The following is a 26,294-nucleotide window of genomic DNA, read 5'->3' as shown; positions in this document are numbered from 1 at the left end:
TTCGCATGCAAACTTTTTTTATCGCGCCCACCGATTTTGGCGTGGGTCTGACCTCCATAAGCCTCGGGCTGGTGCGCATGCTTGAGCGAGCCGGGTTGAAAGTCGGTTTCTTCAAGCCGATTGCCCAGCCGCACCCGGGCGACACCGGCCCTGAGCGCTCCACCGAACTGGTGGCCCGCACCCATGGTCTGAAACCGCCACAACCGTTGGGCCTGGCCCACGTTGAGCGGATGCTCGGCGACGGCCAGCTCGATGAGCTGCTCGAAGAAATCATCACCCTTTATCAGCAGGCAGCCGTCGGCAAGGACGTGCTGGTCGTGGAAGGCATGGTGCCGACCCGCAGCGCCAGTTACGCCGCGCGGGTGAATTTGCACCTGGCCAAAAGCCTCGATGCCGAGGTGATTCTGGTCTCGGCACCGGAAAACGAAGTGCTCGCCGAACTCTCCGGCCGTGTCGAATTGCAGGCGCAATTATTCGGCGGCCCGAAGGACCCGAAGGTTCTCGGCGTGATCCTCAACAAGGTCAAGACCGACGAGAGCATGGAGGCCTTCGCCGCACGTCTGAAGGAGCACTCGCCATTACTGCGCAACGGCGATTTCCGCTTGCTCGGCTGCATCCCGTTCCAGCCCGAACTCAACGCGCCACGCACCCGTGACGTGGCAGACCTGATGGGCGCGCAAGTGCTCAACGCCGGCGACTACGAAACCCGGCGCATGAGCAAAATCATCATTTGCGCGCGGACCATGCGCAACACCGTCGAGCTACTCAAGCCCGGCGTGCTGGTGGTGACGCCGGGCGACCGCGACGACATCATCCTGGCCGTCAGCCTCGCGGCGATCAACGGCGTGCCACTGGCCGGCCTGCTGCTGACCAGCGACACCCTGCCCGATCCGCGCATCATGGACTTGTGCCGTGGTGCCTTGCAGGCCGGTCTGCCGGTGTTGTCGGTGAGCACCGGCTCCTACGACACCGCCAACCTGCTCAATGGCCTGAACAAGGAAATCCCCATCGATGACCGCGAGCGTGCGGAAATCATCACCGACTTCGTCGCCAGTCATCTCGATGCCAACTGGCTGCACCAGCGCTGTGGCACGCCACGGGAAATGCGCCTGTCGCCAGCGGTGTTCCGCTATCAATTGATCCAGCGCGCCCAAGCCGCCAACAAGCGCATCGTCCTGCCCGAGGGTAGCGAGCCGTTCACCGTGCAGGCAGCGGCGATCTGCCAGGAGCGCGGCATTGCCCGTTGCGTGTTGCTGGCCAAACCCGAAGACGTCGAAGCCGTGGCCCGCGCCCAAGGCATCGTCTTGCCGCCAGGGCTGGAAATCCTCGACCCGGACCTGATCCGCGAGCGCTATGTCGAGCCGATGGTCGCCCTGCGCAAGACCAAAAGCCTCAACGCGCCGATGGCCGAACAACAATTGGAAGACACCGTGGTGATCGGCACCATGATGCTGGCACTGGATGAAGTCGACGGGCTGGTTTCCGGTGTCATCAACACCACCGCCAATACCATCCGCCCAGCCTTGCAACTGATTAAAACCGCGCCAGGCTGCACGCTGGTGTCGTCGGTGTTCTTCATGCTGTTCCCCGAAGAAGTGCTGGTCTACGGCGACTGCGTGATGAACCCGCACCCAAGCGCCGCCGAACTGGCCGAGATTGCCCTGCAAAGCGCTGACTCTGCCGCCGCGTTCGGCATCACCCCGCGCGTGGCGATGATCAGTTACTCCAGTGGCGAATCGGCCACAGGCGAGGAAGTCGAAAAAGTCCGCGAAGCCACCCTGCTCGCCCATGAGCAACAGCACTCGCTGCTGATCGACGGCCCGTTGCAATACGACGCCGCCGCCAACGAGAACGTGGCACGGCAACTGGCGCCTAACAGTCCGGTCGCCGGACGCGCCACGGTGTTCGTGTTCCCTGACCTGAATACCGGCAACACCACCCATAAAGCCGTACAGCGCAGCGCCGATTGCGTCAGCCTCGGCCCGATGCTGCAAGGCCTGCGCAAACCGGTGAACGACTTGCCACGCGGTGCACAGGTCGACGACATCGTCTACACCATCGCCCTCACGGCGATCCAAGCCGCCAACCGACCTATGGATGTGTAAATGCTGGACTTTCTACCTGCACCACTGCGCGGCGTGATCGCCTCGCTGCTGTTGGCGCTCAATACGATAGTGCTGTGCTCGTTTCTGTTCTGCGTGGCGCTGGTCAAGGCCTTGCCGTTCGCCGTCACTCAGCGCATTGCCGGCTGGCTGATGCGCCACACCCACCAAGCCTGGATCAGCAACAACAAAGGCTGGATGAACCTGGTGCGCCGCACGCGCTGGCACCTTAGCGGCCTGCAAGGTCTGGACTATCAACACTCGTACCTGATCACCAGCAACCACCAGAGCTGGGTCGATATTCTGGTGCTGCAATACGTCCTCAACCGGCGCATCCAGCCACTGAAGTTCTTCCTCAAGCAGGAGCTGATCTGGGTGCCGGTGATTGGTCTGGCCTGGTGGGCGCTGGGCTTTCCGTTCATGAAGCGCTACTCCAAGGCGTATCTGGAAAAGCACCCGGAGAAGAAAGGCAAAGACCTGGAAACCACCCGCAAGACCTGCGCGAAGTTTCGCAACAACCCGGTGGGAATTTTCAACTTCGTCGAAGGCACGCGCTTCACTGAAGGCAAGCATGCTCAACAGCAATCGCCGTTCAAATACCTGCTCAAGCCCAAGGCCGGCGGCATTGCGTTTGTGCTGGATGCGATGGGTGAACAGCTGGAGTCGATCGTCAACGTGACGATCCACTATCCGGCCGGACGTCCGGGTTTCTGGGACCTGCTGTGTGGGAATGTGCGGGATGTCGTGGTGCACTTTGAAGCGCTGAAGATCCCGCCGCAATTCATCGGCAAGAACTACGACCAGGACGGCGAATATCGCCTGCAGTTTCAAGGCTGGATCAATCAGCTGTGGCTGGACAAGGATGCGCTGCTGGAACAGATGCACCGCGAATATCCAGACCGCCATTGATTCCTGTGGGTGCGGGCTTGCTCGCGAATACGGTTTACCATTCAACGCTGATGCTGGCTGATCCACCGCTTTCGCGAGCAAGCCCGCTCCCACAGTTGACCGGGTTGGCACGAAATAAAAAGCCCGCCGATGATTGCTCATCGGCGGGCTTTTTGGTTTGCAGCTAACGCTTAAATCGCACCACGCTTGCGCAGCAGATCCAGCACTTGCTTGACGCTTTCTTCCAGCGACAGCGCCTGGGTGTCAATCACCAGATCAGCATTGAGCGGCACGTCATACGGGAAGGATTCGCCCGGAATGTTGTCGCCACCCGCCGCATACAACCCTTGCGGATCACGCTCGGCGCACACAGTCGGCGAAGCCTGGACGTAGACCGTCAGCAAACGTTCCTTGCCGATCAGGTCCTTGGCCTGCTCACGCCCCTCTTCGCTGGGTGCCACGAATGCCGCCAGCGTCAGCAGGCCCGCTTCGTTGAACTGACGCGCAACATGCGCGGCACGACGCCAGTTTTCGGTGCGACCGACGCGATCATGCGCCAGACCTTTGTTGAGGTCGTGACGCAGGTTCTGACCATCCAGTACAAACACCGCACGGCCCATGTCGAACAGCTTGCGCTCAACGGCGTACGCCAGCGTGCTCTTGCCCGCGCCCGACAAACCGCTGAACAACACGGTGGCCGGTTGCTGGCCGAAACGCTGAGCGCGTTCTTCGGTGGCAACATGGGCCAGTTTGCCGTGGTGCGTCGCGGTGCCGTGAGTCACGGGCTGCGCGACGATCATGCCGGCGCCGACGGTGCCGTTGGTCAAGCGGTCGATGACGATGAAGGCGCCAGTGGTGCGGTTGCTCTCGTAACCGTCGAGGGCGATCGGCGCGTCGAGCGCGATCTTCACCTTGCCGATTTCGTTGAGCTGCAACGCGCTCGCCGGGCCTTCTTCGAGGGTGTTCACATCCACTTTGTTGACGATGCTGGCGATGGAGCCCGGCACGTAACTGGTGGCGCGTTTGATGTCGTATTTCTTGCCCGGCAGCATCGGCTCTTCAGCCATCCACACCAGCATCGCTTCGAAGCTGTCGGTGACCGGCGGCACGTTGTCGGCATGCACCAGCAGATCGCCGCGAGAGATGTCGATTTCGTCTTCCATGGTCAGCGTCACGGCCTGACCGGGGCCTGCGTGCTCCAGCTCACCTTCGAAGGTGACGATGGATTTCACGCGGCTGCTCTTGCCCGACGGCAGCACCACGACTTCGTCACCCTTGTGCACGATGCCGCTGGCGAGCGTGCCGGCAAAACCACGGAAATTCAGGTTCGGACGGTTGACGTATTGCACCGGGAAACGCAGATCGGTGAAGTTACGGTCGCCCGCCACTTCCACGGTTTCGAGAATCTCCATCAGCGACTGGCCGGTGTACCACGGCGAACGCTCGGACTTGTTCACCACGTTGTCGCCCTTCAGGGCCGACATCGGCACGAAGTGCATGCTGGTAGGCTTCATCTTCAAGCCTTCGGCGAACTTCAGGTAGTCGGCCTTGATCGACTCGAACACGCCTTCATCGAAATCCTTGAGGTCCATCTTGTTGATGGCGACAACGATGTGCTTGATGCCCAGCAAGGACGCGATGAAGCTGTGGCGACGGGTCTGGGTCTGCACGCCGTAACGGGCGTCGACCAGGATGATCGCCAGGTCACAGGTGGACGCACCGGTGGCCATGTTGCGGGTGTACTGCTCATGGCCGGGGGTGTCGGCGATGATGAATTTGCGTTTGGCGGTGGAGAAATAGCGGTAGGCGACATCAATGGTGATGCCCTGCTCACGCTCGGCCTGCAGACCGTCGACCAGCAATGCCAGGTCGATATCGTCACCGGTGGTGCCGACTTTCTTCGAATCGCGGGTGATGGCTTCCAGGTGATCTTCGTAGATCATCTTGGAGTCGTGCAGCAGGCGCCCGATCAGGGTGCTCTTGCCGTCATCGACGTTACCGCAGGTCAAAAAGCGCAGCAGCTCTTTACGTTCGTGCTGGCCCAGGTAGGCGAGGATGTCCTCGCTGATCAAATCAGATACGTGCGACATGACAACCCCTTAGAAATAACCCTGACGTTTCTTGTCTTCCATGGAGCCGGCGCCATCGTGGTCGATGACACGGCCCTGGCGCTCGGAAGTTCGCGTCAGGAGCATTTCCTGAATGATGTCCGTCAGGCTTTCAGCCTCGGACTCCACCGCGCCCGTCAACGGGTAGCAGCCAAGGGTACGGAAACGCACTTTCTTTTTGACGATGCGCGCTTTGTCCTCATCGGACAGGTGCTCGAGGATTCGGTCGTCGTCGATCATGATCAGCGTGCCGTTCTTCTCGATCACTTCGCGCTCGGCGGCAAAGTACAGCGGCACAATCGGGATGCCTTCGAGGTAGATGTACTGCCAGATGTCCAGTTCGGTCCAGTTCGACAACGGGAACACGCGGATGGATTCGCCCTTGTTGACCTTGCCGTTGTAGACGTTCCACAGCTCTGGACGCTGGTTTTTCGGGTCCCAGCGGTGCTTGCTGTCGCGGAACGAGTACACGCGCTCTTTGGCGCGGGATTTCTCTTCATCACGACGGGCACCGCCGAACGCTGCGTCGAAACCATGCTTGTCGAGCGCCTGCTTCAGGCCCTCGGTTTTCATGATGTCGGTGTGCTTGGCGCTGCCGTGGGTGAACGGGTTGATGTTCTGCGCCACGCCGTCCGGGTTGATGTGGGTGATCAGGTCCAGGCCCAGTTCTTCGACCATCTTGTCGCGGAACTTGTACATCTCCTGGAATTTCCACCGGGTGTCGACGTGCATCACCGGAAACGGCAGTTTGCCCGGGAAGAACGCCTTGCGTGCCAGGTGCAGCATCACGGCGGAGTCTTTACCGATGGAGTACAGCATCACCGGGTTGTCGAACTCGGCGGCCACCTCGCGGATGATGTGGATGCTTTCCGCCTCCAGCTGTTTCAGATGCGTCAGTTTGTCGACCATGGCTACTCACGAAAGCTTTCTTATGAACGGCCAGCGGGCCGTGTTCGAGCGGGGAATCCTAGCACAGCGAGCTTCTTCTAATCAGGACGCCAACTAGATCGAAAGAGCATATGAATATGCCCACTCGTTTGGGCAGCAAGCGCTCTTCTGTGGGAGCGGGCTGGCTTGCGAAAGCGCAGGATCAGTCGAAATCATTTTTGAATGACACACCGCATTCGCGAGCAAGCCCCCTCCCACCTTGGATCGATGTGATACGTCAGATCGGGTTCGGGCAATCGATGAAGATGTGTTCGAGGGCGAAGCGTTTGGCCAGGTAATCGCCCAGCGCCTGCACGCCGTAGCGTTCGGTTGCGTGATGACCGGCGGCGATGAAGCTGATGTCGTTTTCCCGGGCGCTGTGGAAAGTCTGCTCAGACGCTTCACCGCTGAGAAACAGATCGACACCCGCCGCCACCCCGTGATCGATATAACCCTGGCCGCCGCCAGTGCACCAGCCAACCCGACGAATCATCGCACTGCCTTCGACCAGCAACGGCTCACGACCCATGACGTCCTGCACCTTGCGGGCGAAATCACGCGCAGTGACAGGTTCGTTCAGCGAGCCGACCAGACCGACGACTTTCAGATTGTCCGGATCCAGCGGGCCTTCAACGGTGATGTCCAACTGGCGCGCCAACTGCACGTTGTTGCCGACCTCGCAATGCAGATCCAGCGGCAAGTGGTAGGCGAGCAGGCTGATGTCGTGCTTGAGCAATGTCTTCAGGCGACGCTGTTTCATGCCAGTGACGCACGGGTTCTCGCCCTTCCAGAAGTAGCCGTGATGCACCAGCACCAGATCGGCTTCGGCCTCGACGGCGGCGTCGAGCAACGCCTGACTGGCGGTGACGCCGCTGACAATGCGCATCACCTGCGGACGGCCCTCGACCTGCAACCCGTTGGGGCAATAGTCGGCGATTTTTGCACTGCCCAGGTAACGATCGGCTTCTTCGACGAGGGTGCTGAGGGCGACGGCCATGAAAGACTCCTAAATATCCCGTTCAGAGGCGCGCGCGGCCTCGTATAATGCGCGACATTATGGGCGGTCTGACCCCGCCTGCAACTTTTCCAGGACGTGCTTAATGTTCAAGGCGCTACGTTTTATGGGCTGGCCGCTGTTGGCCGGTGTGCTTATCGCTCTGTTGATTATTCAGCGTTACCCGCAATGGGTCGGGCTGCCGAGCCTTGACGTCAACCTGCAACAGGCCCCACAGACCACCAGCGTGCAGCAGGGGCCGGTGTCCTATGCGGACGCGGTGACCACTGCCGCACCGTCAGTGGTCAACCTGTACACCACCAAAGTCATCAACAAACCGGCGCATCCTTTGTTTGAGGATCCGCAGTTCCGCCGCTTCTTCGGTGACAACTCGCCCAAGCAGAAGCGCATGGAATCGAGCCTCGGTTCCGGCGTGATCATGAGCCCGGAAGGCTACATTCTGACCAACAACCACGTCACCAGCGGTGCCGATCAGATTGTCGTCGCGCTGAAGGATGGTCGCGAAACCCTCGCCCGTGTGATCGGCAGCGACCCGGAAACCGACCTCGCCGTATTGAAGATAGACTTGAAAAACCTGCCGTCGATTACCGTCGGGCGCTCCGACAACATCCGCATCGGCGACGTCGCGCTGGCCATCGGCAACCCGTTCGGCGTCGGCCAGACCGTGACCATGGGCATCATCAGCGCCACCGGGCGCAATCAGTTGGGCCTGAACAACTACGAAGACTTCATCCAGACCGACGCGGCGATCAACCCGGGCAACTCCGGCGGCGCGCTGGTCGATGCCAATGGCAACCTGACCGGCATCAACACGGCAATCTTCTCCAAATCCGGCGGCTCGCAGGGCATCGGTTTTGCCATCCCGGTAAAACTCGCGATGGAGGTGATGAAGTCGATCATCGAACACGGTCAGGTGATTCGTGGCTGGCTGGGCATTGAAGTGCAGCCGCTGACCCAGGAACTGGCGGAGTCGTTCGGTCTGTCAGGGCGCCCGGGGATTGTTGTCGCCGGTATCTTCCGTGACGGTCCGGCGCAGAAGGCCGGCCTGCAACTGGGCGACGTGATTCTGAGTATCGATGGCGAACCGGCCGGCGATGGTCGTCGCTCGATGAACCAGGTCGCGCGGATCAAACCCACCGACAAGGTGACGATTCAGGTGATGCGTAACGGCAAAGAACTCAAGCTCACCGCTGAAATCGGCCTGCGCCCACCACCGGCACCGGTGCAGGAAAAAGAACAGTAGGACTTTGTTCGCGCCGATGGCGCGAATAACAGACATTCTCAAAAGGCATGTTATATTGTTTCAATTTAGCCATTGGAACAACATATCATGTCGTCTCGAACAAAGGCCTCTCTACTGGGCCTGACTCTCGGTCTGCCCCTGGGTTTATTGGGCGATCCGGCCTTCGCCGAAGATCAGATTCCGCTGGAACTCGACGCCATCAGCGTCACCTCCGATTACGAATCCCCCACCGGCCCGGTCAAGGGCTACCGCGCCACACGCTCCTCCAGCGCGACCAAAACCGATACCGCGATCCGCGACATCCCCCAAGCCATCAGCGTGGTGCCCGCCAGCGTGCTCAAGGATCTGGGCAGCACCAGCGTCGAGCGCGCACTGGAGTTCGCCGGCGGTGTGTCGAAGCAAAACAACTTCGGCGGCCTGACCCTCTACGAATACAGCGTGCGCGGTTTCACCACGTCGGAGTTCTACAAGGACGGTTTCAGCGCCAATCGCGGTTATCCAAGCACGCCGGACGCGGCCAATATCGAGCGCATTGAAGTGCTCAAAGGCCCCGCCGCCAGCCTCTATGGCCGTGGTGATCCCGGCGGCACGGTAAACATCGTCACCAAGAAACCGCAGGCTGAAGCCTTTAGCACCCTGCAAACCAGCGCCGGCAGTTGGGATCGTTATCGCACCGCGCTGGACATCAACACGCCACTGGATGATCAAGGCGATGTGCTGTCGCGCATCAACCTCGCGGTCGAAGACAACAATAGCTTTCGCGATCACGTCGACAGCCAGCGCGTATTCGTCGCGCCTTCGATCAGTTGGCAGTTGAACCCGGACACGTCGCTATTGGTAGAAAGCGAAATCGTCCGTCACAGCTCCACCTTCGATCGCGGCATTGTCGCGCCGAACAATACATCGAGTGGAGTGTCGCGCTCGACCTTCCTCGGTGAACCGAACGACGGCAACATCGACAACCACAACAACCTGCTGCAGGCCACGCTTGAGCATCACCTCAATGACAGCTGGAAACTACGCCTGGCCAGCCACTACAAGGAAGGCAAACTCTGGGGCTTCGCCTCCGAAAGTCGTGCGCTGAATGCCGACGGCCACACCGTCAACCGCCGTTACCGCGAGCGCGACAATAACTGGCATGACAGCATCACCCAACTGGAACTGCGCGGCCTGTTCGACCTCGGCCCCTGGCAGCACGAACTGCTGATCGGCACCGAATACGAAAACTATCGCAAGAACGAACGGGTCACGACCCTCGCCGGCAGCCCGTATGCCATCGACATCTACCGGCCGATCTACGGTCAGCCAAAACCCGATGGCGCACGCTCAGGCACTGACTTCTTCGAACACGTCGAAAGTCACGCACTGAACCTGCAGGATCAAATCGTCTTCACGGACAAACTGCGCGGGATGATCGGCGCGCGTTTCGAACATTTCGACCAACGCATCGACGATAAAACCCGCAGTGCCAGCAGCCGACAGAGTCACGATGCCCTCACCCAGCGCGCCGGCCTGCTCTATCAGTTGACGCCCGATACCGGCCTGTTCGCCAACGCCTCGACCTCCTTCAAACCGAACAACGGCCTCGACGCCGCCGGCAAATCCTTCGCCCCGGAAGAAGGCGTTGGCTACGAAATCGGCATCAAGAACGAACTGTTCGACGAACGTCTGAGCAGCACCCTCGCCTTCTTCCACATCGACAAGGAAAACGTCCTTGCCCTCGACCCGGGCACCGACACCAGCCGTGCGATGGGCAAGGCGCGTAGTCGTGGCTTCGATCTGCAAGTGACCGGGCAAGTCACCGATGCCGTAAGGGTGATCGGGGCATTTGCCTACATCGACGCCGAAGTGACCAAGGGCGACGCGGTGATTGCCACTGGCAGCCGAATTCTCGGCGTGGCCAAGCGCAGCGGCAGTTTGCTCGGTGTTTACGAATTTCAGGATGGTCACCTGCGCGGCTCGGACGTCGGCGCAGCGTTTACGTATGTCGGTGACCGCTCGGGTGAGTCAGGCAGTGACTTCGAATTACCGGCCTATCACACCGTCGATCTGCTGGCCCATTACAAGGCCAGCGACAACGTCACCGTTGGCCTGAACCTGAACAATCTGTTTGACGAAAAATACGACGAGCGCTCGTACAGCAACTACTGGGTCAACCCCGGCGAACCGCGCAATTTCACCGTCAGCCTGACACTCAACCTGTAAAAGGACGTCACCATGCAATACCGTAAAACCCTCCTGATCCTCGCCGCGCTGTTCGCCACACAAGCCACAGCCCATGGCCTGTGGACAGAACAACGCCGCGGCAACATCGAAGTGATCTACGGCCACGGCGCCGAAGACAATGCCTTCAAGGCCCAGAAAATCAGCGGCGCGTGGGCCTATGACGCGGGCGGCAAGATGATCCCGGTCAGCGTCGAGCGCCTTGCCGATCACGCCCGCCTGAAGCCGCTGAAAACGCCGGCGGTCATGGCGGTGGCGCTGAACAACGGGATGTGGTCACAAACGGCTGACAAGAAGTGGATCAACGAAGGTCGCAGCAAAGTGCCCGGTGCAATCGAAGCGACGCAGACGTTCAAATACAGCCTGGCGATTTATCAACCGGGAGCGAAGTTGCCCAAGCTCGATCAGATCAAACTGCTGATTTTGCCGGAGGTCGATCCGCTAACCGTCGGGCCGGGGAATTCATTGCCGGTACGGGTTTTGCTCGATGGCAAACCGGCAGCGGGCGTGAAGTTGATCGGCGATTATCGGAGCGCGCCGAATACGCTGAGCACCGAGACCGACAAGGACGGGCGCGCGCAGGTGTTGGTACGAAATGAGGGGTTGAATGTGATTGCCGCGCAGGTTGAGGTGCCGGTGAAGGACAGTGTTGATGTGAACAGTCGAGGGTTGTTCAGTTCGCTGACGTTTTTGGGGGAGCCACATCACGAGTAAGGCTCAGGATTCGCGGCGCTGCATTCGCGAGCAAGCCCGCTCCCACATTTGATCTGTGTCGTGCACAAATCCACTGTGGGAGCGGGCTTGCTCGCGAAAGCGGTTCAGAGGTCGCCGAGCCCGTCGATCAACGCCTGATTCTGCTCCGGCGTGCCGATGGAAATCCGCAGGAACTGCGCAATCCGCGCCTGCTTGAAGTGCCGCACGATCACGCCTTGCTCACGCAATTTGGCCGCCAGCCCTGCGGCGTCATGTTGCGGATGCCGGGCGAAGATGAAGTTCGCCGCCGACGGTAGCACCTCAAAGCCCTTGGCCCGCAACTGCGCAATCACCCATTCACGGCTCTCGATGACCAAGCGACACGTCTTGTCGAAATACTCGCGATCTTCGAACGCCGCTGCTGCACCGACATTCGCCAGACGATCCAGCGGATAGGAGTTGAAGCTGTTCTTGATCCGCTCCAGCGCCTCGATCAGGTCCGGATGCCCCACCGCCAGACCGACCCGCAGGCCCGCCAGTGAACGGGATTTGGACAGGGTCTGCGTCACCAGCAGGTTCGGATAGCGATCCACCAGGCTGATGGCCGTCTCGCCGCCGAAATCGATATAAGCCTCATCGACCACCACCACCGAATCCGGGCTGGCCTTGAGGATTTGCTCGACCGCGTCCAGTGCCAGCAGGCAACCGGTCGGAGCGTTCGGATTGGGGAAAATGATCCCGCCGTTCGGCTTGGCGTAGTCCGCCGGATCGATCTGGAACTGCGCGTCCAGCGGCACCGCGTCGAACTTGATGCCGTACAACCCGCAATAAACCGGATAGAAGCTGTAGCTGATGTCCGGGAACAAGAGCGGCTGATCGTGTTGCAGCAAACCGTGGAAGATGTGCGCAAGCACTTCATCCGAACCGTTGCCCAGGAACACCTGACTACTCTGCACGCCGTAGTAGTTGGCGACCGCGTTTTTCAGCAGGTCGCTGTTCGGGTCCGGGTACAGACGCAGGTTGTCGTTGAGCTCGGTCTGCATCGCCGCCAGGGCTTTTGGCGACGGGCCATAGGGGTTTTCATTGGTATTGAGCTTGACCAGTTTGGTCAGCTTCGGCTGTTCGCCCGGCACATAAGGCACCAGATCCTTGACGAACGGGCTCCAGAATTTACTCATGCTCAGTTCCCCTGCTTGTCGTCAATGATGCGGTATTCGGCGCTGCGCGCGTGGGCACTCAGCGATTCGCCACGGGCCAGCACGGATGCGGTTTTACCCAGCTCCGACGCGCCGGCCTCGGAGCAGAAGATGATCGACGAACGTTTCTGGAAGTCATACACGCCCAGCGGCGAGGAGAACCGCGCAGTGCCGGAGGTCGGCAATACATGATTGGGGCCCGCGCAGTAGTCGCCCAGGGCTTCGCTGGTGTGACGGCCCATGAAAATCGCACCCGCGTGGCGGATCTGCGGGAGCCAGGCTTGCGGGTCAGCGACCGACAACTCCAGGTGCTCCGGCGCGATACGGTTGGCGACTTCGATCGCCTGCGCCATGTCACGCACATGAATCAGCGCACCGCGACCATTGATCGAGGTTTCGATGATGGTCGCGCGATCCATGGTCGGCAGCAGTTTGTCGATGCTCGCGGCAACCTTGTCGAGGAACTCGGCGTCGGGGCTGACCAGAATCGCCTGGGCGTCTTCATCGTGTTCGGCTTGGGAAAACAGGTCCATGGCGATCCAGTCCGGATCGGTCTGACCGTCGCACACTACGAGAATTTCCGAAGGGCCGGCGATCATGTCGATACCGACCTGACCAAAAACGTGGCGCTTGGCTGTCGCTACATAGATGTTGCCCGGGCCGACCACTTTGTCGACCTGCGGCACGCTTTCGGTGCCATAGGCCAGCGCGGCAACGGCTTGTGCGCCGCCGATGGTGAACACCCGGTCGACGCCCGCGATGCACGCCGCTGCCAGCACCAGCTCGTTGATTTCACCACGCGGGGTCGGCACGACCATGACCACTTCGGTCACACCGGCGACCTTGGCCGGAATCGCGTTCATCAACACCGACGACGGGTACGACGCCTTGCCTCCCGGCACGTAGAGGCCTGCGCGATCGAGCGGCGTGACCTTCTGGCCCAGCACCGTGCCGTCGGCTTCGGTGTAGCTCCAGGAATCCTGCTTCTGTTTTTCGTGGTAGCTGCGCACCCGGGCTGCGGCTTTTTCCAGGGCTTCGCGTTGCGCCACGGTGATACGGGTCAGGGCCAGTTCCAGGCGCTCGCGCGGCAGGATCAGGTCAGCCATCGAGGCCACTTCCAGACCGTCGAACTTCTGGGTGAACTCGACCAGCGCCGCGTCACCGCGCTCGCGCACAGCCTTGATGATGTCCAGCACGCGCTGATTGACCGAGTCGTCAGACACACTTTCCCAGCTCAGCAGATGATCCAGATGATGCGCGAAATCCGGATCAGCAGCGTTGAGTCGGCGAATTGCAGTCGGTGCGGTCATAGCGAGAGCCTCATAGGAATGGCAAAAACTCAGGCGCCCTAACTTAGCAGTCGTTTCCGCTTGGGCACCTGAGATTCTGGCTATGAGGCGGATAGACGGGCGCGGCTCAAGGTCGCGCAGGTAGATCAGCCGCGGTGTCGCGATTCCACTGCGTTGCGCAGGGTGTCGATCAACGCCTGGATGCGGGCGTGTTGCATTTTCATCGAAGCTTTGTTGACCACCAGACGCGAGCTGATCGTGGCGATCAGTTCCTGAGGTTCCAGGCCGTTGGCGCGCAGGGTGTTACCGGTGTCGACCACGTCGATGATCTTGTCGGCCAGACCGATCAGCGGTGCCAGTTCCATCGAGCCGTAAAGCTTGATGATGTCGACCTGACGGCCCTGCTCGGCGTAGTAACGCTTGGCGACGTTGACGAACTTGGTCGCCACGCGCAGACGGCCCTTGGGCTCGACCGCGCCGATCTTGCCGGCGGTCATCAGTTTGCACTGGGCAATCTGCAGATCCAGTGGCTCGTACAGGCCCTGGCCGGTGTATTCCATCAGCACGTCTTTACCGGCCACGCCGAGGTCGGCCGCGCCATGTTCGACATAGGTCGGCACGTCGGTGGCGCGCACGATGAGCAGGCGTACGTCTGCCTGCGTCGTGGGGATGATCAGCTTGCGGCTCTTGTCCGGATTCTCGGTCGGCACGATGCCCGCTTCAGCGAGAAGCGGCAGGGTGTCGTCAAGGATGCGGCCCTTGGACAGTGCGATGGTCAACATGGGAAACGTCAGTCCTTATCAAGGTACTCATGTCCGGTCGCAATCGGCGCCGGACACACATCGAGCCGATACCGGCTCGATTCAAAACGAATTCAACGGGCACATCCTTGTGCCCATGCAGCAGCTATTAGCCCGGAACGCGACGGATCTTGGCGCCCAGCATCTGCAGTTTTTCTTCGATGCACTCGTAACCACGGTCGATGTGGTAGATGCGGTCGATCAGGGTATCGCCTTCGGCAACGAGCGCCGAAATCACAAGGCTGGCCGAAGCACGCAGGTCGGTTGCCATCACTGGCGCGCCTTTGAGGACTTCAGTACCGGTGACGATGGCGGTGTTGCCCTCGACCTGGATCTTGGCGCCCATGCGGTGCAGTTCGTAGACGTGCATGAAGCGGTTTTCGAAGATCGTCTCGATCACTGCGCCAGTGCCTTCGGCAATGGCGTTGAGCGAGATGAACTGTGCCTGCATGTCAGTCGGGAACGCCGGGTACGGCGCAGTGCGCACGTTGACCGCTTTCGGGCGCTTGCCATGCATGTTCAGCTCGATCCAGTCTTCACCGCTGGTGACCTCTGCGCCGGCTTCACGGAGTTTTTCCAAAACCGCCTCGAGGATGGTCGGATCGGTATCCTTGACCTTCACACGACCGCCGGTCACTGCAGCGGCCACCAGATAGGTGCCGGTTTCGATACGGTCAGGCATGACTTTGTAGAAACACGAACCCAGACGCTCGACACCATCAATGGTGATGGTATCGGTGCCAGCACCGGAAACCTTGGCGCCCATGGCGTTGAGGAAGTTCGCCAGGTCCACCACTTCAGGCTCACGCGCGGCGTTCTGCAGCACGCTGCGGCCCTTGGCCAGAGCAGCAGCCATCATGATGTTTTCGGTACCGGTCACACTCACGGTATCGAAGAAAAAGCTCGCGCCGCGCAAGCCGCCTTCAGGCGCCTTGGCCTTGATGTAGCCACCTTCGACGTCGATTACCGCGCCCATGGCTTCCAGGCCACGGATGTGCAGGTCGACCGGACGCGAGCCAATGGCGCAACCGCCAGGCAGGGCGACTTCGGCTTCACCGAAACGGGCAACCATCGGGCCCAGCACCAGGATCGACGCACGCATGGTTTTCACCAGTTCGTACGGAGCGATCAGGGTCTTGATGGTGCGCGGGTCGATTTCGACGCTGAGTTTCTCGTCGATCACCGGCTCAATGCCCATGCGACCGAACAGCTCGATCATGGTGGTGATGTCGTGCAGGTGAGGCAGGTTGCCAACGGTCACCGGGCCATCGCACAGCAGGGTGGCTGCCAGGATCGGCAGGGCGGAGTTCTTTGCCCCGGAGATGCGGATTTCGCCATCAAGACGAACGCCGCCAGTAATAATCAGTTTATCCATAAGAATCTCGACGCCCTTAGGCTCAGGTGCGCTCGGCCCAGGCCGCGCTGCTGAAAAATTTCATAGTGACCGCATGGATGCTGCCATCGGTGATCCATGGGTTCAAATGGGCATAGATCTGCTGCTGACGCTTCACCGGGCTCAACGCCGCCAGTTCATCGCTAATCACGTTCAGCTGGAAATTGCAGCCTTCGCCCTCAACTTCTACCAACGTTCCGGGCAGCTTTCCTTCAAGGAAGCTCTTCACTTCTACGGCCTGCATGCTCAACCTCAATCGGCGCCCTGTGCGCACGGGTCGGACATCATACAAAAAAGCCCCGCGCCTGCGAACCCCGCATGGCAGGACTCTGACGGGGGGCTTCTTTATCGATGCGAATTCAGTGTAGCGCCAGCACTTCGGTCAGCTCGCTGACCTGAGCGATTTCGCGCATGTCATCGGGCAGTGCCCGGATGCTGACAGCCTTGCCGGCGGCTTGAGCATCGCGCATGAAGCACAGCAGCAACGACAAACCGACGCTGCTGGACTTCTTTACGCCCGAGCAGTCGATGACCAGCGACGAAGCCTTGCTGGACTTGATCAGCGCCTGCCCTTCCTTGCGCAGGTCAGGCCCGGTGCGGTAGTCCAGCACTCCGCTGAGCAAAAGCTCATCGACATCACTCATACGCACTGCCGCCTCTTTCATTGCGCTGGCTTCACGGCAGCTTTGTCGGTTTGTTCTTTGGCTTTGGCGACTTCACCGGCCCAACCGTTGATGGTCGCGTCCAGGTTGTTGCCATTGCGCTGCATCGCATCAGAGAACTGATCACGGAACAGCTTGCCAATGTTGATACCGTTGATGATCACGTTGCGCAGTTTCCACTCGCCGTTGATCTTCTCGAGCGTGTACTGCACTGGATAGATCGCGCCGTTGTTGCCTTTGACGGTCATGCCGACGCTGGTGCGATCGCCGGACTCGTCCTTGGCCGGATCAACAGTGATGCCCTGGTTGTTGTATTCAAGCAAGGCGTTGCCATAAAACTGGAACAGGCCTTTCTTGAAGTTTTCCTGGAACGTCTGCATCTGTGCCGGCGTCGCCTTGCGCGAATACTTGACCGTCATGATGCTTTTGGAAATGCCTTCGGCATCCACCACAGGGCCGACAATGGTGTTCAGCGCGGTATAGAAATCCTGCGGATCCTGTTTGTACTTTTCTTTATTGGCCGCCAGATCAGCCAACATCCGGTTCGTGGTGTCCTGAACCAGATCATGCGCCGACTGCGCCGCCACAGCAGTGCCCATCAATGGCAATGTCGCAAGCAGTACCAACAGTCCACGTCGCAAGGTAGAGATCATTCAAAAGCTCCTCATTTGGCGTCTTTGCTAACGGTATTGAGCAGGAATTTACCGATCAGGTCTTCCAGTACCAGTGACGACTGCGTGTCGTGAATGGTTCCGCCATCCTTCAGACGGGTGTCTTCCCCGCCCACGCTGATACCGATGTACTTCTCGCCCAGCAGCCCAGCGGTCAGGATAGACGCGGTGGAGTCGGTCGGCAGATTGTCGACGTTTTTATCCACTTGCAGAGTCACCCGACCCGTGAAGCTGTCGTGATCCAGATCGATTGCCGTGACCTTGCCGATCGTGACGCCGGCCATGGTCACTTTGGCTCTGACCGTCAAACCGGCGATATTGTCAAAGTAGGCATAAAGTTTATAGGTGTCGGTGGTCGAAGTCGGAGACAGGCCACTGACCCGCAAAGCAAGCAGCAGCAAAGCCAGGATCCCTGCCAGCAGGAACAGGCCGACACCGATTTCCAGGGTGCGGTTTTGCATCAGAAATCTCCAAACATCAAAGCGGTCAGAATAAAGTCCAGGCCGAGCACTGCCAGCGAGGCAAACACTACGGTCTTGGTGGTGGCACGACTGATCCCCTCGGAAGTGGGCTCACAGTCATAGCCTTGGAATACGGCGATCCAGGTCACTACGAAGGCGAAAACGATACTTTTGATGACACCGTTGAGCACATCACTGGTGAAGTTCACGCTGTTCTGCATGTTCGCCCAATAGGAGCCTTCATACACGCCCAGCCAGTCGACAGCCACCCACGAGCCGCCCCAGATGCCCACCACGCTGAAAATCATCGCCAGCACCGGCAGGGAGATGAAACCGGCCCACAAACGCGGCGCGATAATGTACTTGAGCGGGTCGACACCGATCATTTCCAGGCTGGAAAGCTGTTCGGTGGATTTCATGTTGCCGATTTCTGCGGTCAATGCCGAACCGGCACGCCCGGCAAACAACAGCGCCGTCACCACCGGGCCCAGTTCACGCAGCAGGGTCAGAGCAACCATCTGCCCTACCGCCTGCTCCGAACCGTAGCTCGACAGAATGCTGAAACCCTGCAGCGCCAGCACCATGCCGATGAAGATACCGGAGACCACGATGATCACCAGCGACATGACGCCCACCGAATGCAACTGTTTGACCAGCAGGCCAAAACCGCCGCTGATGCCGCCACGACCGATCAAGGCGTGAAACAGGAACAGCGTTGCACGACCAAACACCGCAATGGCGTCGATCGCCGCTTCGCCGAACCGGCGTACGCGTTCTATGAATGAAATTCTGCGCATCAGCGCTTCCCCAGAAGATCTGCGCGGTAATCCGTCGCTGGAAAGTGGTACGGCACCGGGCCGTCAGGATCGCCCGTCATGAACTGACGAATACGCGGCTCGTGCGAGTTCATCAATTCGTCCGGCGTGCCCTGCCCCAGTACCTGACCGTCGCCGACTATATAGAGGTAGTCGGCAATGCTCGCGGTTTCGGCCAGATCGTGGGACACCACGATGCTGGTGATTCCCAGCGCATCATTGAGCAGACGGATCAAGCGTACCAACACACCCATGGCGATCGGGTCCTGGCCCACGAACGGCTCGTCGTACATGAGGATCTGTGGATCGAGCGCAATTGCGCGAGCCAGAGCCACGCGACGCTTCATGCCGCCAGACAGCTCATCGGGCATCAACTCGATGGCGCCACGCAAGCCAACGGCCTGCAGCTTGAGCAGGACGATGTCGCGGATCATTTCTTCCGGCAATTGGGTATGAACGCGCAGGGGAAAAGCGACGTTCTCGAAAACATCGAGATCGGTGAACAGCGCACCGCTCTGAAACAGCACGCCCATGTGTTTGCGTGCATCGAACAGATCGCTGCGCGAAAGCTGCGGCAGGTTCTGACCGTTCACCCAGACTTCGCCACTGGAAGGACGCAACTGTGCGCCCATCAACCGCAGCAGGGTGGTCTTGCCACACCCGGAAGGCCCCATGATGCCGGTGACCTTGCCGCGCGGTATGCGGATATCGACGTTATTGAAAATGCTGCGCGCACCGCGCTTGAAGGAGACTCCCTTCAGCTCGACCGCGTAGGCGTTATCGGCACTCATCTAAACTCCTTGCGATGCAGCCTCTCACTCGGACGCCTGGCTCTACTTAAAAAGCACTTACATCCCGGGCAGGCCGAACTGGCGGCGAACTATATCACTGCAAAGGCCAAGCGCCCAAGGCTTGTACCGGGCTGTATTCAACGGTAAGGGGGAGACTGGAGGCCGTTTTGCCGGGTTTTGGTCGCGGGGAATGCTAAAGCACGACGAACTTGCGTGAGGCTTTGCAACATAACCGCTATAATCGCCGCCTTTTCATCGGGCTATACGATTTCTGACATGAGCCAATCCAGCGACCTGATTCAATCGGCACAACGCACCATCCGCCTCGAAATGGAAGCCGTAGAAGGCTTGTTGCCCCATATCGACGCCGATTTCGTACGCGCCTGCGAGATGATTCTGGCCAGCAAGGGCCGTGTGGTGGTGGTCGGCATGGGCAAGTCCGGACACGTCGGCAACAAGATTGCTGCGACCCTGGCCAGCACCGGCACCCCGGCTTTTTTCGTACATCCGGCCGAAGCCAGCCACGGCGACATGGGCATGATCACTCGCGATGACGTGATCCTGGCCCTCTCGAACTCCGGCTCGACCAACGAAATTGTCACCCTGCTGCCTTTGATCAAGCGTCTGGGCATCCAGTTGATCAGCGTGACCGGCAACCCGGCCTCGCCACTGGCGAAGGCTGCCGAGGTCAACCTCAACGTTCACGTCGAGCACGAAGCCTGCCCGCTGAACCTGGCGCCGACGTCCTCGACCACCGCTGCACTGGTCATGGGTGACGCCCTGGCCGTTGCATTGCTGGAAGCGCGCGGCTTTACCGCTGAAGATTTTGCTTTCTCTCACCCGGGCGGTGCGCTGGGTCGTCGTCTGTTGCTGAAAGTGGAAAACGTCATGCACAGCGGGCAAGAGCTGCCACAAGTGCAACGCGGCACTCTGCTCAAGGACGCTCTGATGGAAATGACCCGCAAGGGTCTGGGCATGACCGTGATTCTTGAAGCCGACGGCAAGCTCGCCGGGATTTTCACCGATGGCGATTTGCGCCGCACGCTGGATCGCAGCATCGACATCCGCAGCGCGACCATCGACCAGGTGATGACAGCCCACGGCAAGACCGCCCGACCCGAGATGCTCGCCGCCGAAGCCCTGAAAATCATGGAAGACCACCGAATCAACGCGCTGGTAGTTGTCGATGAGGAAGATCGCCCGGTCGGCGCCTTCAACCTCTCCGACCTGCTGCGCGCAGGAGTGATGTAATGAGCACCGATCTGCTGCAACGCGCAAAAGCGATCAAACTGGCGGTTTTCGACGTCGACGGCGTCCTTACCGACGGACGCCTGTACTTCCTTGAAGACGGCAGCGAGTTCAAGACGTTCAACACCCTCGACGGTCAAGGCATCAAAATGCTGATGAACGCTGGCGTGCAGACCGCCATCATCAGCGGCCGTAAAACGCCCGTGGTCGAGCGCCGAGCGAAAAACCTCGGCATCGCGCACCTGTTTCAGGGCCGCGAAGACAAATTGGTGGTTCTGGACGGTCTACTTGAGCAACTGGGCCTAAGCTATGAACAGGTCGCCTACCTCGGTGACGACCTGCCCGACCTGCCGGTGATCCGCCGCGCAGGCTTGGGCATGGCCGTGGCCAACGCCGCTGATTTCGTCCGCGAACACGCCCATGGTGTGACCCGGGCCCGCGGCGGCGAAGGTGCCGCCCGTGAATTCTGCGAACTGATCCTGCGCGCCCAAGGCCGCCTCGATGCGGCCAACGCCGCGTACCTGTGAGCCAAAAAATGTTCAGCAAAAAATTTCGTAACTTCCTGCTCTTCGCCTGTATAGCCGCGATATTCGCGGCGGTCGGCTATTGGAACATCAGCCCGGAACGCTTTCTCGACAAACCGCCAACCTCGTCGGTAGATACCCCTATCGACTGGTATGCGACCAACACGCATACCTTGCAATACCTTCCGGACGGCAAAGTGCAGTATGAAATGACGTCCGACAAGGCCGAACACGTCAAGGCGACCGACATCACACTGGTGACCAAGCCCGACCTGAACATGTACCGCGGGACAGAGTTCCCATGGCACGTGACCAGTGAGCGCGGCGAAGTGAACTCGGGCGGCACCGAAGTCGAGTTGATCGACTCGGTACGCGTCAAGCGCACCGATGAAAAGAACCGCGACACCCTGATCACGTCGACTCGCATGACGGTGTTCCCGCAGCAGCAATATGCGCAGACCGCGCAACCCGTTAGAATCGACGGCGCTGGGGGTGTATCGACTGGCGTGGGAATGAAAGCGTATCTGAAGGAAAGCAGGATACACCTGCTATCGAACGTAAGAGGACAGTATGAGGCTCGTTAAAACCCTCCCTATTTTGCTCAGTCTGGGCGCAGCACTGGGAAGCGTGAGCGCCTGGGCTCTGCCGAACGATCAAGAGCAGCCGATCCGCATTCAGGCCGACGATGCCCAACTGGACGACAAGAATGGCGTTGCCACCTATAAAGGCGACGTGATCATCACTCAGGGCTCGATGAAGGTTACCGGCAACACCGTGACCATCACTCGCACTCAGGCCGGTGACATCGACGTGGTGACCTCGGTGGGCAACCTTGCCTACTTCGAGCAACTGCAAACCGCCGGCGACAAGAAACCCGTTCAAGGCTGGGGCGTAACGATCCAGTACCACGCAGCGCAGAACCGCGTCGTGCTGATCGACAAGGCCAAGGTTGTCGACAAGGACGACAACATCACCCAAGGCGAGAAAATCGTCTACGACACGGTGAAGAAACTGGCCAGTGCCGGCCGTGCCACCGGCAGCAAGGTCACCGAGTCGCGTCCGCGCATCGACATGGTGATCCAGCCGAAGAAGAAAACCGACGAGAAAACCCAGTAATGGCCACTCTGAAAGCTCAGCATCTGGCCAAGGCCTATAAAAGCCGCCAGGTCGTGCGTGACGTCAGCCTGTCGATCGACAGCGGCCAGATTGTTGGCCTGCTCGGCCCGAACGGTGCCGGCAAGACCACATGCTTCTACATGATTGTCGGCCTGGTACAGGCCGATCAGGGCCGCGTGCTGATCGACGATCTGGACGTCAGCCACCAGCCAATGCACGGTCGCGCAAAGGCAGGTATTGGCTATCTACCGCAAGAAGCCTCGATCTTCCGCAAGCTGTCGGTGGCCGACAACATCATGGCCATCCTCGAGACTCGCCAGGAGCTCGACAAGGCCGGCCGTCGCAAGGAGCTGGAAAGCCTGCTGCAGGAATTTCACATCAGCCACATCCGCGACAACCTGGGCATGAGCCTGTCCGGTGGTGAACGCCGCCGAGTGGAAATCGCGCGTGCTCTGGCAACCGCACCGAAATTCATCCTGCTCGACGAACCGTTCGCCGGTGTCGACCCGATCTCGGTCGGCGACATCAAGCAGATCATCCACCACCTCAAGGCCAAGGGCATCGGCGTACTGATCACCGACCACAACGTGCGTGAGACGCTGGATATCTGCGAAACCGCTTACATCGTCAACGACGGCCAGTTGATTGCCGAAGGCGACGCAGAAACCATCCTGGCCAACGATCTGGTCAAGGAAGTGTATCTGGGTCACGAATTCCGCCTGTAAACGCGACAGCGCCCGGAGAGACGCGCGGGCGCTGTATCGATTCAAGCAGGATTTAATACGCTTTAATTGTTACAACGCTCTAGGCAAACACTTCAGTTTCAGGCATATAATTTGCTTAAGTTTGGCGCTTCGGCGCTCTGTAGTGGATGGCGCATGTGCGCCGGCGAATAAGGTGTTAAGCCCCTGCCATGAAACCATCGCTAGTCTTGAGAATGGGCCAGCAGCTGACGATGACACCGCAGCTGCAACAGGCCATCCGTCTGCTCCAATTGTCGACCCTGGATCTGCAACAGGAAATCCAGGAGGCCCTGGAATCCAATCCGATGCTCGAACGCCAGGAAGAAGGCGACGACTTCGATAACTCGGATCCTCTGGCCGACAACGCCGAGCAAAAGCCCAACACCGAAATTCAGGAACCGTCCTATCAGGAAACCGCTCCGACGGTGGACAATCTGGAAGATGGCGAATGGAGCGAGCGTATCCCCAACGAGCTTCCGGTCGACACGGCCTGGGAGGACGTCTACCAGACCAGTGCCAGCAGCCTGCCCAGCAGCGATGACGACGAATGGGACTTCACCACTCGCACCTCCGCCGGTGAAAGCCTGCAAAGCCACCTGCTGTGGCAGCTCAATCTCGCCCCGATGTCAGACACCGACCGACTGATCGCCGTCACCCTGGTCGACTGCATAAACAACCAGGGTTACCTGGACGAAACCCTCGAAGAAATCCTCGAAGCGTTCGACCCGGAACTGGACATCGAACTGGACGAAATCGAAGCCGTTCTGCACCGCATCCAGCAGTTTGAACCCGCTGGCATCGGCGCCCGCAACCTCGGCGAATGCCTGTTGCTGCAACTGCGCCAGTTGTCGGCGAAGACACCATGGCTGACTGAAGCGAAACGTCTGGTCACCGACTACATCGACTTGCTCGGCAGCCGCGATTACAACCAGTTGATGCGGCGCATGAAGCTCAAGGAAGATGAACTGCGTCAAGTCATCGAACTGGTGCAGAGCCTCAACCCGCGTCCGGGCTCTCAGATCGAATCCACTGAAGCCGAATACGTCGTCCCTGACGTCATTGTGCGCAAGGACAATGAACGCTGGCTGGTCGAACTGAATCAGGAATCAGTGCCCCGCCTGCGGGTCAACGCCCAGTATGCCGGCTTCGTAAGACGCGCCGATACCAGCGCCGACAACACTTTCATGCGCAACCAGTTGCAGGAAGCCCGCTGGTTCATCAAGAGCCTGCAAAGCCGCAACGAAACCCTGATGAAAGTGGCCACCCAGATCGTCGAGCATCAACGCGGCTTTCTGGAATACGGGGACGAAGCCATGAAGCCACTGGTGCTGCATGACATCGCCGAAGCGGTTGGCATGCACGAATCGACGATTTCCCGAGTGACCACGCAGAAGTTCATGCATACCCCGCGCGGTATCTATGAACTGAAATACTTTTTCTCAAGCCACGTCAGCACCTCCGAAGGCGGTGAATGCTCGTCCACGGCGATCCGCGCGATCATCAAAAAACTGGTTGCTGCGGAAAATCAGAAAAAGCCGTTGAGTGACAGCAAGATCGCTGGTTTACTGGAGGCACAAGGCATTCAGGTGGCTCGCCGCACCGTCGCCAAGTACCGCGAGTCCCTCGGGATCGCGCCTTCGAGCGAACGCAAGCGGTTGATGTAAGCCACGTTACAGCGTTCCAGTGGCAGGCTATCCAGCCTGCCGCTTTATGCACTGGCAACGAAGGAGAAGCTGTATGCAAGTCAACATCAGTGGACACCAACTGGAAGTGACCGAACCTCTGCGCACCTACATCAACGAGAAACTCGAACGATTGGAGCGCCATTTCGACAAGATCACCAACGTACAAGTCACGATGTGTGTCGAAAAGCTCAAGCAGAAAATCGAAGCCACCTTGCATATTCCCGGCAGTGAAGTGGTCGCCAACGCGGAACATACCGATATGTACGCCGCGATCGACGCCCTGACCGACAAGCTGGATAAACAACTCAAAAAGCATAAGGAAAAGACCCAGAGCCTGCTCCAGGGCGCTACCGGTCGATAACCCCCCACTCCATGATCCGACTTGAAAATATCCTGACCCCCGGCCGTTCTCTTGTGAACGTGCCGGGCGGCAGTAAAAAGAAAGCCCTCGAACAAATTGCCAACCTGATCGCCCGCGAAGTGCCGGCGCTGGAGATGCAAGATGTCTTCGAGGCCCTGATTGCCCGTGAAAAACTCGGTTCCACCGGTTTTGGCAACGGCATCGCCATTCCTCACTGTCGCCTCAAGGGTTGCATTGAGCCTGTCAGCGCTCTGCTTCACCTCGACGCCCCTATCGATTTCGATGCGATCGACGGCGCCCCCGTTGATCTGTTGTTTGTACTGCTGGTCCCAGAAGCCGCTACCGATGCGCACCTGGAGTTACTGCGTCAAATCGCCAGCATGCTCGACCGCAAGGAAGTACGCGAAAGACTGCGCAGCGCTGCCGGCAGTGAAGCCTTGTACCAAGTGGTACTGGAAGAGCAGAACAGGCATTAATCATGCGCTTGATCATCGTCAGTGGCCGCTCCGGCTCGGGCAAAAGCACCGCACTGAATGTCCTTGAGGACAGCGGTTACTACTGCATCGACAACCTGCCGGCAGGCTTGTTGCCAGAACTGGCTGAACGCGCACTGATACACACCGAATTGGCACAACCGCTGGTGGCCGTGTCGATCGATGCGCGCAACCTGCCGAGCCATCTCTCGCGTTTCCCCGAGTTGCTGGAAGAAGTCCGCAGCCGCCACATCCAGTGCGATGTGCTTTATCTGGACGCCGACGAAGAAACCCTGCTCAAGCGTTTTTCGGAAACCCGTCGGCGTCATCCACTGAGCACTGCCAACCGCTCACTGGCCGAAGCGATCAGCGATGAAACCGCCCTGCTCGGCCCAATCGCCGATCTGGCCGACCTGAAGATCAACACCACCCACCTGAACCTGTACCAGTTGCGCGACACCATCAAGTTGCGCCTGCTCAATCAGCCTGAACCCGGAACAGCATTTCTCGTTGAGTCATTCGGCTTCAAACGCGGCATGCCGGTCGATGCAGACGTGGTGTTCGACGTGCGCTGCCTGCCCAACCCGTACTGGAAGCCAGAGCTGCGCGCGCAATCGGGTCTCGATGCGCCGGTGGCCGAATACCTGGCGGCGCAGCCGGAAGTCGAGGAAATGTTCCAGGACATTTACGCCTACCTGCACAAATGGCTGCCGCGTTTCGCCGCGAGCAATCGCGCCTACGTCACCATTGCCATCGGCTGCACAGGCGGGCATCACCGCTCCGTCTACCTGACCGAACGCCTGGGTCAGGCCCTGCACAAAACCCTGAAGAACGTCCAGGTTCGCCACCGCGACCTCACTTAAAGGA

At 59.5% G+C, this 26,294-nt stretch carries 27 protein-coding genes; 14 read left to right on the top strand and 13 right to left on the bottom strand.

The window, feature by feature from the left end; translation table 11 throughout:
- Positions 1-5 precede the first annotated feature (5 nt).
- A complete protein-coding gene (gene pta, locus AACY02_RS09905; RefSeq protein ID WP_339431767.1) occupies positions 6-2,105 on the top strand; it encodes a phosphate acetyltransferase in 2,100 nt (699 codons plus the stop codon).
- Positions 2,106-3,011: an acyltransferase gene (locus AACY02_RS09900; protein WP_339431766.1), complete on the top strand. Its 906-nt coding sequence runs from the start codon at positions 2,106-2,108 to the stop codon at positions 3,009-3,011.
- Between the two features lie 170 nt (positions 3,012-3,181).
- Here the strand turns inward: AACY02_RS09900 and cysN are convergent, their stop codons facing one another.
- The 3 genes from cysN to AACY02_RS09885 form a co-directional block, all read right to left on the bottom strand.
- Complete coding sequence (gene cysN, locus AACY02_RS09895; RefSeq protein ID WP_339431765.1) at positions 3,182-5,080, bottom strand: sulfate adenylyltransferase subunit CysN; 1,899 nt, start codon at positions 5,078-5,080, stop codon at positions 3,182-3,184.
- Positions 5,081-5,089: 9 nt separating this feature from the next.
- Positions 5,090-6,007 (bottom strand): sulfate adenylyltransferase subunit CysD, encoded by a 918-nt coding sequence (gene cysD / locus AACY02_RS09890; RefSeq protein ID WP_098967227.1) that lies wholly within the window; start codon positions 6,005-6,007, stop codon positions 5,090-5,092.
- A gap of 256 nt (positions 6,008-6,263) precedes the next feature.
- Complete coding sequence (locus AACY02_RS09885; RefSeq protein ID WP_339431764.1) at positions 6,264-7,022, bottom strand: Nif3-like dinuclear metal center hexameric protein; 759 nt, start codon at positions 7,020-7,022, stop codon at positions 6,264-6,266.
- Positions 7,023-7,125: 103 nt separating this feature from the next.
- Between AACY02_RS09885 and algW the strand changes: the two genes are divergently transcribed.
- The 3 genes from algW to AACY02_RS09870 all read left to right on the top strand — a co-directional run bounded on the left by algW (position 7,126) and on the right by AACY02_RS09870 (position 11,220).
- Complete coding sequence (gene algW, locus AACY02_RS09880; protein WP_221730023.1) at positions 7,126-8,283, top strand: Do family serine endopeptidase AlgW; 1,158 nt, start codon at positions 7,126-7,128, stop codon at positions 8,281-8,283.
- 87 nt (positions 8,284-8,370) lie between these two features.
- Positions 8,371-10,488, top strand: coding sequence for a TonB-dependent siderophore receptor (locus AACY02_RS09875; RefSeq protein ID WP_339431763.1), 2,118 nt, complete (start codon positions 8,371-8,373; stop codon positions 10,486-10,488).
- 12 nt (positions 10,489-10,500) lie between these two features.
- Complete coding sequence (locus tag AACY02_RS09870) at positions 10,501-11,220, top strand: DUF4198 domain-containing protein (protein ID WP_339431762.1); 720 nt, start codon at positions 10,501-10,503, stop codon at positions 11,218-11,220.
- A 104-nt stretch (positions 11,221-11,324) separates the two neighbouring features.
- Here AACY02_RS09870 and hisC read toward each other — a convergent pair whose 3' ends face one another.
- The 10 genes from hisC to AACY02_RS09820 all read right to left on the bottom strand — a co-directional run bounded on the left by hisC (position 11,325) and on the right by AACY02_RS09820 (position 19,277).
- Complete coding sequence (gene hisC, locus AACY02_RS09865; protein ID WP_339431761.1) at positions 11,325-12,377, bottom strand: histidinol-phosphate transaminase; 1,053 nt, start codon at positions 12,375-12,377, stop codon at positions 11,325-11,327.
- Between the two features lie 2 nt (positions 12,378-12,379).
- Entirely contained in the window at positions 12,380-13,705 is a 1,326-nt protein-coding gene (hisD, locus tag AACY02_RS09860; protein ID WP_339431760.1) for a histidinol dehydrogenase, read from the bottom strand.
- 125 nt (positions 13,706-13,830) lie between these two features.
- Positions 13,831-14,466, bottom strand: a complete 636-nt coding sequence (gene hisG, locus AACY02_RS09855) for an ATP phosphoribosyltransferase (RefSeq protein ID WP_221730028.1) — start codon at positions 14,464-14,466, stop codon at positions 13,831-13,833.
- Positions 14,467-14,593: 127 nt separating this feature from the next.
- Positions 14,594-15,859, bottom strand: a complete 1,266-nt coding sequence (murA, locus tag AACY02_RS09850) for a UDP-N-acetylglucosamine 1-carboxyvinyltransferase (protein WP_045122295.1) — start codon at positions 15,857-15,859, stop codon at positions 14,594-14,596.
- Positions 15,860-15,881: 22 nt separating this feature from the next.
- Positions 15,882-16,121, bottom strand: coding sequence for a BolA family protein (locus AACY02_RS09845; RefSeq protein WP_007912386.1), 240 nt, complete (start codon positions 16,119-16,121; stop codon positions 15,882-15,884).
- Positions 16,122-16,236: 115 nt separating this feature from the next.
- Positions 16,237-16,542: an STAS domain-containing protein gene (locus AACY02_RS09840; protein ID WP_339431759.1), complete on the bottom strand. Its 306-nt coding sequence runs from the start codon at positions 16,540-16,542 to the stop codon at positions 16,237-16,239.
- Positions 16,539-17,192, bottom strand: a complete 654-nt coding sequence (locus AACY02_RS09835; RefSeq protein WP_339431758.1) for an MlaC/ttg2D family ABC transporter substrate-binding protein — start codon at positions 17,190-17,192, stop codon at positions 16,539-16,541. Before AACY02_RS09835 ends, AACY02_RS09840 begins: the two co-directional genes overlap by 4 nt.
- Positions 17,193-17,203: 11 nt before the next feature.
- Entirely contained in the window at positions 17,204-17,671 is a 468-nt protein-coding gene (gene mlaD, locus AACY02_RS09830) for an outer membrane lipid asymmetry maintenance protein MlaD (protein WP_339431757.1), read from the bottom strand.
- Entirely contained in the window at positions 17,671-18,468 is a 798-nt protein-coding gene (mlaE, locus tag AACY02_RS09825; protein ID WP_339431756.1) for a lipid asymmetry maintenance ABC transporter permease subunit MlaE, read from the bottom strand. The genes mlaD and mlaE overlap by 1 nt, the downstream gene beginning before the upstream one ends.
- Positions 18,468-19,277 (bottom strand): ATP-binding cassette domain-containing protein, encoded by an 810-nt coding sequence (locus AACY02_RS09820; RefSeq protein ID WP_339431755.1) that lies wholly within the window; start codon positions 19,275-19,277, stop codon positions 18,468-18,470. The genes mlaE and AACY02_RS09820 overlap by 1 nt, the downstream gene beginning before the upstream one ends.
- 276 nt (positions 19,278-19,553) lie before the next feature.
- Here AACY02_RS09820 and AACY02_RS09815 point away from each other — a divergent pair, with 276 nt between their 5' ends.
- From AACY02_RS09815 to rapZ, 9 genes are all read left to right on the top strand, one after another.
- Complete coding sequence (locus AACY02_RS09815; protein ID WP_339431754.1) at positions 19,554-20,528, top strand: KpsF/GutQ family sugar-phosphate isomerase; 975 nt, start codon at positions 19,554-19,556, stop codon at positions 20,526-20,528.
- Positions 20,528-21,052 (top strand): KdsC family phosphatase, encoded by a 525-nt coding sequence (locus AACY02_RS09810; protein ID WP_339431753.1) that lies wholly within the window; start codon positions 20,528-20,530, stop codon positions 21,050-21,052. The genes AACY02_RS09815 and AACY02_RS09810 overlap by 1 nt, the downstream gene beginning before the upstream one ends.
- 8 nt (positions 21,053-21,060) lie before the next feature.
- Positions 21,061-21,633, top strand: coding sequence for an LPS export ABC transporter periplasmic protein LptC (gene lptC, locus AACY02_RS09805; RefSeq protein WP_339431752.1), 573 nt, complete (start codon positions 21,061-21,063; stop codon positions 21,631-21,633).
- Positions 21,620-22,165, top strand: coding sequence for a lipopolysaccharide transport periplasmic protein LptA (gene lptA, locus AACY02_RS09800; RefSeq protein WP_339431751.1), 546 nt, complete (start codon positions 21,620-21,622; stop codon positions 22,163-22,165). The genes lptC and lptA overlap by 14 nt, the downstream gene beginning before the upstream one ends.
- Positions 22,165-22,890, top strand: a complete 726-nt coding sequence (gene lptB, locus AACY02_RS09795) for an LPS export ABC transporter ATP-binding protein (RefSeq protein ID WP_008085069.1) — start codon at positions 22,165-22,167, stop codon at positions 22,888-22,890. The genes lptA and lptB overlap by 1 nt, the downstream gene beginning before the upstream one ends.
- 188 nt (positions 22,891-23,078) lie before the next feature.
- The gene (locus AACY02_RS09790) at positions 23,079-24,572 is read left to right on the top strand and encodes an RNA polymerase factor sigma-54 (protein ID WP_339431750.1); all 1,494 of its coding nucleotides are present in this window, start codon (positions 23,079-23,081) and stop codon (positions 24,570-24,572) included.
- 73 nt (positions 24,573-24,645) lie between these two features.
- Positions 24,646-24,954, top strand: coding sequence for a ribosome hibernation-promoting factor, HPF/YfiA family (gene hpf / locus AACY02_RS09785; RefSeq protein ID WP_187676780.1), 309 nt, complete (start codon positions 24,646-24,648; stop codon positions 24,952-24,954).
- Positions 24,955-24,965: 11 nt separating this feature from the next.
- On the top strand, positions 24,966-25,430 hold the full coding sequence (gene ptsN, locus AACY02_RS09780; RefSeq protein ID WP_339431749.1) for a PTS IIA-like nitrogen regulatory protein PtsN: 465 nt from the start codon (positions 24,966-24,968) through the stop codon (positions 25,428-25,430).
- Between the two features lie 2 nt (positions 25,431-25,432).
- Positions 25,433-26,290 (top strand): RNase adapter RapZ, encoded by an 858-nt coding sequence (gene rapZ / locus AACY02_RS09775; RefSeq protein ID WP_221730039.1) that lies wholly within the window; start codon positions 25,433-25,435, stop codon positions 26,288-26,290.
- The last annotated feature ends 4 nt before the right edge of the window (positions 26,291-26,294 follow it).

Source organism: Pseudomonas sp. EA_65y_Pfl2_P78 (assembly GCF_963970495.1).
In the GTDB taxonomy this organism is placed as follows: Bacteria; Pseudomonadota; Gammaproteobacteria; order Pseudomonadales; family Pseudomonadaceae; genus Aquipseudomonas; species Aquipseudomonas baetica_A.
The sequence above is the reverse complement of the archived record's forward strand: the minus strand, read 5'-3'. Positions and strand labels throughout refer to the sequence as shown.